Raw genomic sequence first — 238 nt, forward strand, 5'->3', positions numbered from 1 at the left:
TGCTCTTCCGATCTATGGATCTTACCGATTTAAGAACACTTGAATTAGAGGAGTGACTATTTTTCTATTTTCTATGGGCACAGCATTTTTAGGATATGTTTTACCTTGGGGGCAGATGTCTTTTTGGGCTGCTACTGTTATTACAAATCTGTTGTCTGCTGTTCCTTATTTAGGTGTAATAATGGTTGAATGAGTTTGGGGGGGATTTGCTGTAGGAAATCCTACATTAACTCGATTT

Annotated in this window: 1 protein-coding gene; it reads left to right on the top strand. The window is 37.8% G+C overall.

Going from position 1 to position 238, the window contains the following annotated elements:
* The first annotated feature begins 52 nt into the window (after positions 1–52).
* Positions 53–193: a cytochrome b N-terminal domain-containing protein gene (locus BB427_RS24840; protein ID WP_217492888.1), complete on the top strand. Its 141-nt coding sequence runs from the start codon at positions 53–55 to the stop codon at positions 191–193.
* The last annotated feature ends 45 nt before the right edge of the window (positions 194–238 follow it).

The organism is Pseudoalteromonas sp. BMB, assembly GCF_001709235.1.
GTDB classification, from domain to species: domain Bacteria; phylum Pseudomonadota; class Gammaproteobacteria; order Enterobacterales; family Alteromonadaceae; genus Pseudoalteromonas; species Pseudoalteromonas maricaloris.